Origin of the sequence: Novosphingobium sp. (assembly GCF_027489515.1) — a bacterium.
Lineage (GTDB): Bacteria > Pseudomonadota > Alphaproteobacteria > Sphingomonadales > Sphingomonadaceae > Novosphingobium.
Genome location: NZ_JAIXZS010000040.1, coordinates 24,827 through 31,806, shown reverse-complemented (window position 1 = coordinate 31,806; position 6,980 = coordinate 24,827). Strand labels below are relative to the sequence as shown.

Here is a 6,980-nt window from a genome sequence, read left to right as displayed (position 1 = left end):
CGAGGCGCTCGGGCACCTGGATGACGATCTGGGCCTTGCCGATGGGGCGGTTCTCGGCGGATTCGACGAGCTGGTCGAAGGCCTTGATGCGCGCCTTGGACTTGGTCTGGCGGCCCTTCGGCCCCTGCCGGATCCATTCGAGTTCCTGCGCGATGGCCTTCTGGCGGCCTTCGTCCTCGCGGCTTTCCTGCTCGAGGCGCTTGGCCTTCTTTTCGAGGTAGGTCGAGTAGTTGCCCTCGTAGGGGAAGTACTTGCCGCGATCGAGTTCGAGGATCCAGCCCACGACGTTGTCGAGGAAGTAGCGGTCGTGGGTGATCATCAGCACCGCGCCGGCATATTCCTTGAGGTGGTTTTCCAGCCAGTTGACGCTTTCGGCGTCGAGGTGGTTGGTCGGTTCGTCCAGCAGCAGGATCGAGGGCTTCTGGATCAGCAGCCGGGTGAGCGCGACGCGGCGCTTTTCACCGCCCGAGAGGCTGTCCACCGGCCAATCGCCCGGCGGGCAGCGGAGGGCCTCCATCGCGATTTCGAGCTGGTTGTCGAGCGTCCAGCCGTCGACGGCGTCGATCTTGTCCTGCAGCTCGGCCATTTCGGCGCCGAGCGCATCGAAATCGGCGTCTTCCTCGGCCATTTCCATGCCGATGGCGTTGAACCGATCGACCATGTCGGCGATCTCGCGCGCGCCGTCCTTGACGTTTTCGAGCACGGTCTTGCTCGTATCGAGCTGGGGCTCCTGCTCGAGGTAGCCGACGGTGATGTTCTCGCCCGGCCAGGCCTCACCCGTGTAGTCCTTGTCGATGCCGGCCATGATCTTGATCAGGGTCGATTTGCCCGCGCCGTTGGGGCCAACGATGCCGATCTTGGCACCCTGATAGAACTGCAGGTTGATGTCCTTCAGCACCGGCTTGGGCGCGCCGGGGAAGGTCTTGGTCATGTTCTTCATGACGTAGGCGTACTGGGCGGCCATCGGAGGTCCTTGATATGCGAAACTGTTGGGTTGCGGCGCGCTCTACAGGGCGCAGCGCCTGCCTGCAACCGCCTCTCCCGATGCGGGGACGGGTTGGATGCCGCTGGAATGTTGACACCTTACGCCGTCCGTGATGCATTTGACCGGTCTGGTGAAAGATCGCGCGGCTGGTTCGCCGATTGTATTGGGGTGGGCGCTGGGGCATGAAAGTACTGCGACAGTTTCTGGCAATTGCCGGCGGGGCAATGGCTCTGACGGCAGCAACGGCAGATACGGCTTCTGCGACGCAGCCGGCATGGCAGGATTACTTCACCGAAGTAAGCAAGGCGTGGTATATTCCGGTCTATTATCCCGGGCGCGGGCAATCCAACATTACCACCGCAGTGGTTGATCTCAATGGCGATGGCCGCAAGGACATCGTGCTGCATCTTTATGCGCACCGCTACGACAACGGCGAGACCGGGACCAAACCCGCGTTCAACAAGATGGTGCTCATGATCCAGCAGGCGAACGGAAGGTTCGTTGATGAGACCAAGAATTACCTGATTGGCAGCCGTGATCTGGGTGGCGTGAGCCGAAAAGTCAAAATCGGCGATCTGAACGGAGATGGGCGGCCTGATCTTGTCTATGCGGTCAATCAGGAAGACGGGCGTAACTTCCCCAATGCCCATTATGCCGATGCACAGCTTGCCGCGGTGATTTCGGTGCCGGGCGGCTACAAGGTGACACGCTTCGGCCGCCCCAACTGGTATCACAGCGTGAATATCGGGCAGGACGCCAGCGGGCGCAGCTTCGCAATGGGCGAGGGCTTTTCGCAGCCTTCCGCGCAGTATGGCGAATCGTTCTATTTCGACGCCAATGGCGCGGCGATCGCGACCGGGCTCCAGCTTCCGACGGTCAGCGCCGGATCGTTCGAGATCTACAACAAAGGCGGGCTCGCTTTCAAAAGCGACACGATCCTGCAGGGCGGCAGCAGCTATCCGAACTATTATGCCGCCGAGGGTTTCCGGCTCGTGAGCTCCGCCGGAGCGGGCACATGGTCGAAACTGACCAGCCTGGCATTCGGCACGGTCGTCGGGACGGCGAACCTGCTCTATCCGGGCAACCCGAACCCGGCACCGGGCCCGGTGCTCAACATTCGCGGCAAGAATATCTTCGGAGGCGCTATCTTCGAAAACTGCAGGATTCATATGCAGCCGGGAGCCGCACCTTCGGTCGTCTTTCATCTCGGCGCCGGGCTGCTGCCGGATTTCTACGAAGGGATCACTGTCAAGCAGAGCGATCTCAAGCCGTTCTCCACCTTTGTTGCCGCGCGGGTAGCGGGCGACAAGATCGTTCCGGTGACGCTCAACCTCCGGCGCGAGGTGCAGATCGACAACAACGTCAATTTCTTTGACTGCAAGGACGTAAATGCCGACGGCTATGAGGATCTCGTGGTCTATCCCTATGGTTCGCAGGTCCAGGTCTACCTCAACGGTCCGACACGGCGCTTTGAGTATCAGGGGACGGGGCCATTTCCGCCGATCACCGATGTCTGGCAGTATTCCGCTACCACGATCCTCGAGGACATGGACGGGGACGGTATCGCGGACTTGCTGGTCTTCCCCGCCAACGGAATGCCTGACCAGTTGACCGGACGCGTGCCGTGCCGCCTCTACAAAGGCAAGAAGCAGCTCGGGACCTGAACCGCAGAGCGCGGTAGCCCGCTCCGACGCGGACGATCAGGGCCCGGTGCGCGCCTTGAAGAAGGCGATCACGTCCTGCTCCACCTGCTTCGTGGCGCTGCCGGGTTCGTCGATGAGGTGCCATGTCAGCACCGAGTGCGGCGCGATGGGGGCGGCCGGGTTGGCGTCCGCGTCCGGGAACTCGATCGTCTGGCAGCGGTCTCCGAAGGTTTCCCGCAGCATGGCAAAGCGCGCGTCCGGCACGAGCTTGTCGCTCGTAAAGCGCAGGGCCATCATGCTGAGGTCCTCTTCCTCGAAGCGGCGCCGGGCGCAGGCGATTTCATCGGCGCTGGCGTCGATGCGGGCCGCGCCCTTCTTGCCCAGCGGGAGCGATGGCTGCGAGAGGACGGGGGCGACGACGGCGGGCTCGGTCATCATCGCGAGGGCAAAGCCGCCCGTCAGGCACATGCCGACCGCGCCAACCCCGCGCCCGCCGCATTCTTCATGCGCCTTGCGGGCAAGCGCGCGCAGCCAGTCGACGATGGGGCTGGACTTGCCATTCGCCCAGACATTGAACTCGCGGCGCACGCAGATCGTCCAGAGCATCTGACCAAGGGCATAGGCCTGCGATGGCGCGCGTCCGTCCTCACCGAACAGACTGGGGCAATAGACCGTCATCCCCTGCGCTGCGACGCGGTCGGCAAAGCGCAGCACTTGCGGGTGGAGGTTGGGGATCTCGTGCATGACGATGACCGCGGGGCCGCTGCCCTTGCGCCAGACGCGGCGCGTATAGGGACCAGCGGTGAAATCGAAGGCTTCGTAGCCGGCGAAAGCCTCGGGATTCTTCATTTGCACTCCCCCAACGCAAAAAGACCCGGACGGTGATGGCACCGCCCAGGTCCTTGTTGCAACTCTCTGTTGACGATCAGAGGCGTTCGATGATGATCGCGGGGGCCATGCCGCCCGCCGCGCACATCGTCACGAGGCCGTAGCGCCCGCCCGAACGCTCCAGTTCATCGAGCGCGGTGCCGATGAGGATCGAGCCGGTTGCGCCGATCGGGTGGCCGAGCGCCATGGCGCCGCCGTTGATGTTCACCTTGGCGCGGTCGAGATCGAGATCGCGAATGAACTTCTCGGCGACGACGGCGAAGGCCTCGTTGATTTCCCAGACGTCGATGTCTTCCTTGGTAAGGCCCGCCTTGGCGAGAACCTTCTTGGCCGCCGGAACCGGCGCGTTGAGCATCAGCGTGGGATCATCGCCCTGGTTGGCATAGGCGACGATGCGCGCGCGGGGCTTCAGGCCATGCTTTTCGGCATAGGCGGGCGAAGTGATGAGCAGCGCGGCGGCGCCATCGACGACGCCCGAGGAATTGCCGGCGTGGTGGACGGGTTTGATGTCCACATCCGGATAGCGGCGGTTGATCTGCTTGCGGAAGGTCATGCCGCCGCCAAGATCGAAGTCCATCATGCCGGCGAAGGCCGGCTTGAGGCTGGCGAGGCCTTCTGCGGTCGTCTCGGGACGGGGGAATTCCTCGTGATCGAGCGCCACCGTGCCATCCTCGTTGAGCACGGGGATCAGCGACTTGTTGAAGCGGCCTTCCTTGATCGCAACGTCGGCGCGCTGCTGGCTGACGAGGGCGAGCGCGTCGAGCGCTTCGCGCGAAATGCCCTCGATCGTGGCGATGGCATCACCGCAGATGCCCTGGTGCGACTGGGGGTGGAGCTCGTCGAGCGCCTTGTTGCCCGAGCCCATGAGGCGCGGCGGGAAGCCGGCGTTGGCTTCGGCCGCAGCGTTGGCAGCGGTGAAGCTCATCATTTCGGTGCCGCCGGCGATGACGCAGTCTTCCATGCCGGACATGACGGTCGCGGCCGCGAGGTTCACCGAGGTGATGCCGCCGCCGCAGAACCGGTCGAGCGTGGTGCCGCTGGCGCTGATGTTGAAGCCTGCCGCGAGCGCGGCCATGCGGCCTAGATCGCCGCCCTGCTTGCCGACCTGCGACGAAGTAGACCAGATGATGTCGTCTACCGTGCCGGTATCGAGGTTGTTGCGCTCCGCGATCGCCTTCATGACCGTGGCGGCGAGGTGCTGGGGGTGCAGGTGCGACAAGGCGCCCTTGCCGGGCTTGCCGACCCCGCGCGGGGTGCGAACGGCGTCGATGATATAGGCTTCGGCCATGACAGACTCTCCCAAGTGCGTTAATCGAGCGATTAAACCGCCGCGCGCGCCTGTGCAAGGGGGAACCTCGACAGCGGCGCAGAGGCAGGCTTATGGTATACTGCTACAGCCACAGGAGCCCCCGATGCTGCATGCCGAACTGCTGGAGCAGGCCCGAACCCTCGAACCGCAGATCACCGCGCTTCGGCGCGCGATCCATGCCGAGCCGGAGCTGGGGCTGCATACGCCGCTGACGCGGGACAAAGTGCGCGCGGCGCTGGCGCACTTGCCGCTGACATGGCGCGAGGGGCCTTCGACGACCGGGCTCGTCGCGACATTGAAGTGCGGCGGGGGAAATGGCCGGCGGGTGCTGCTGCGCGGGGACATGGACGCGCTGGAAATGCCCGAGGAGACGGGGCTGGAGTTTGCCTCGCAGTTTGCCGGGCGGATGCATGCCTGCGGGCACGATGCGCATACGGCAATGCTGGCGGGGGCGGCGGAGCTGCTCTGCGCGCGCCGCGAAAGCCTTGCCGGCGAGGTGCAGTTCATGTTCCAGCCGGGCGAGGAAGGGCACCACGGCGCGCGGTTCATGATCGAAGATGGGCTGCTGGAGCCGCGCGCGGACGCGGCCTTTGCGCTGCACATCATGCCCAACAGCCCGCACGGGATCGTGGCTGGTCGCGCCGGGCCGCTGCTCGCTTCGGCGGACCGCTTCGAGATCACGGTCAAGGGCGATGGCGGCCATGCCTCGATGCCGCACGATACATTGGATCCCATTCCGGTGGCCTGCGAGATTGTCAGCGCGATCCAGGCGATGGTGACGCGCAAGTTCTCGGTCGCTGATCCGGTGGTGGCGACGGTATCCAAGATCGAAGCGGGAACGGCCTACAATGTCATTCCCGATGGTGCCCATCTGCTCGGCACAATCCGCACGCTTTCACCCGCCAGCCGCGCGAAGCTGCACGACGCGCTGCCCAAGCTGGCCGAGCATATCGCGGCAGCGCACGGTCTGACCGCTGAGACGGCGATCATCCCGGGCTTTCCGGTGACGATCTGCGATGCGCGCGCGGTGGAGCTCGGCGCAAAAGTGGCCGAGGAGCTGGCGGGCGAGGGCAGGTTCCACCGCCTCTCGCACCCGATCATGGGCGCGGAGGACTTCTCTTATGTGCTTGAGCAGACGCCGGGTGCGATGTTCTTTCTCGGCGTGGCGCCGCAGGGGGCGGACTGGAAGAGCTGCTGTTCGATCCATTCGACGCGCATGATGCTGGATGAAAGCGTGATGCCGCTGGGCAGCGCGGTGCTGGCGGGGTGCGCGGAGCGGTTTCTCGCGGAAGGCTTTGCGTAAGGTGCAACGGCGGCGTCTTGAAGCACTGGCATTGGCAGGGCTGATCTGACAGGGACGACCCATGCAAGACCGCGTTCTGCCGCTCTCCGGCATTCACAATTTTCGCGACTACGGCGGCTACTGCGCGCGCGGCGGCACGCTGCGCACAGGGCACTTGTGGCGATCGGGCCATCACTTCGGGGCGACTCCGGAAGACCTCGATGTGGTGCACCACATCGGCATCGCGCGGGTGATCGACTTGCGCGGGGATAGCGAGCGGGCACAGTTTCCGTGCCTGCGGCATGAAGAGTGGGCAGGGCACGTGGTGTTCCACCCCGGCGAGACGGCGGGCGATCATGGGCGCGCGGTTCATGACGAAGCGGCGGCCGGCGTGCGGTCGGCGGACGATGCCCGCAACGCGATGGTGAAGCTCTACGACAAGCTGCCGTTCCGCCCGGTGCTGGTGGGGACGTTCCGGCTCTATCTGCAGACACTGGCCGAGGACCATGGGCCGAGCTTGCTGCACTGCTTTGCTGGCAAGGACCGCACCGGCGTGGGCGCAGCGATCGTCCACCGGCTGCTGGGCGTGCATCCGGACGACGTGATGGCGGACTATCTCCTCACCAACACGGCAGGCAATTCCGAGGCGCGGATCGCGGCGGCCGCGACCAATGTGCGCGCGAGCTTCGGCCCTTCGATGACGGATGACGCGCTGCGCACCATCATGGGCGTCCAGCCGGAGTTTCTGGAAAGCGCGTTCGCCGCGATGGAGCGCGAGCACGGGACGTTCGAGGCTTATGCCGAGGCAGTTCTTGGCGCGGATGCGGCGCTGGTGAAGCGGCTAGAGGAACGGCTGGTCGTTTAGGATCGCGC

6 protein-coding genes are annotated in these 6,980 nt (G+C 64.8%); 3 read left to right on the top strand and 3 right to left on the bottom strand.

The window, feature by feature from the left end; genetic code table 11:
- Positions 1-964 (bottom strand): ATP-binding cassette domain-containing protein (locus Q0082_RS07085; protein WP_298191200.1); only part of this gene is annotated, 964 nt, incomplete at its 3' end.
- A gap of 203 nt (positions 965-1,167) precedes the next feature.
- Here Q0082_RS07085 and Q0082_RS07080 point away from each other — a divergent pair.
- Complete coding sequence (locus Q0082_RS07080; RefSeq protein WP_298191199.1) at positions 1,168-2,649, top strand: VCBS repeat-containing protein; 1,482 nt, start codon at positions 1,168-1,170, stop codon at positions 2,647-2,649.
- Between the two features lie 36 nt (positions 2,650-2,685).
- On the opposite strand, the gene Q0082_RS07075 is transcribed toward Q0082_RS07080, so the two are convergent.
- Positions 2,686-3,477, bottom strand: coding sequence for a dienelactone hydrolase family protein (locus tag Q0082_RS07075; protein WP_298191198.1), 792 nt, complete (start codon positions 3,475-3,477; stop codon positions 2,686-2,688).
- Positions 3,478-3,553: 76 nt separating this feature from the next.
- Positions 3,554-4,804, bottom strand: coding sequence for an acetyl-CoA C-acetyltransferase (locus tag Q0082_RS07070; protein ID WP_298191197.1), 1,251 nt, complete (start codon positions 4,802-4,804; stop codon positions 3,554-3,556).
- A gap of 124 nt (positions 4,805-4,928) precedes the next feature.
- Here Q0082_RS07070 and Q0082_RS07065 point away from each other — a divergent pair, with 124 nt between their 5' ends.
- Both Q0082_RS07065 and Q0082_RS07060 read left to right on the top strand, forming a co-directional pair.
- The gene (locus Q0082_RS07065) at positions 4,929-6,128 is read left to right on the top strand and encodes a M20 family metallopeptidase (RefSeq protein WP_298191196.1); all 1,200 of its coding nucleotides are present in this window, start codon (positions 4,929-4,931) and stop codon (positions 6,126-6,128) included.
- Positions 6,129-6,189: 61 nt separating this feature from the next.
- Positions 6,190-6,972, top strand: coding sequence for a tyrosine-protein phosphatase (locus tag Q0082_RS07060; RefSeq protein WP_298191195.1), 783 nt, complete (start codon positions 6,190-6,192; stop codon positions 6,970-6,972).
- Positions 6,973-6,980: the final 8 nt, after the last annotated feature.

Bases quoted from the DNA above. Each gene is read 5' to 3' on its own strand.
- Q0082_RS07075 (WP_298191198.1), bottom strand. From the start codon at position 3,477: ATGAAGAATCCCGAGGCTTTCGCCGGCTACGAAGCCTTCGATTTCACC.
- Q0082_RS07070 (WP_298191197.1), bottom strand. From the start codon at position 4,804: ATGGCCGAAGCCTATATCATCGACGCCGTTCGCACCCCGCGCGGGGTC.
- Q0082_RS07065 (WP_298191196.1), top strand. From the start codon at position 4,929: ATGCTGCATGCCGAACTGCTGGAGCAGGCCCGAACCCTCGAACCGCAG.
- Q0082_RS07060 (WP_298191195.1), top strand. From the start codon at position 6,190: ATGCAAGACCGCGTTCTGCCGCTCTCCGGCATTCACAATTTTCGCGAC.
- Q0082_RS07080 (WP_298191199.1), top strand. From the start codon at position 1,168: ATGAAAGTACTGCGACAGTTTCTGGCAATTGCCGGCGGGGCAATGGCT.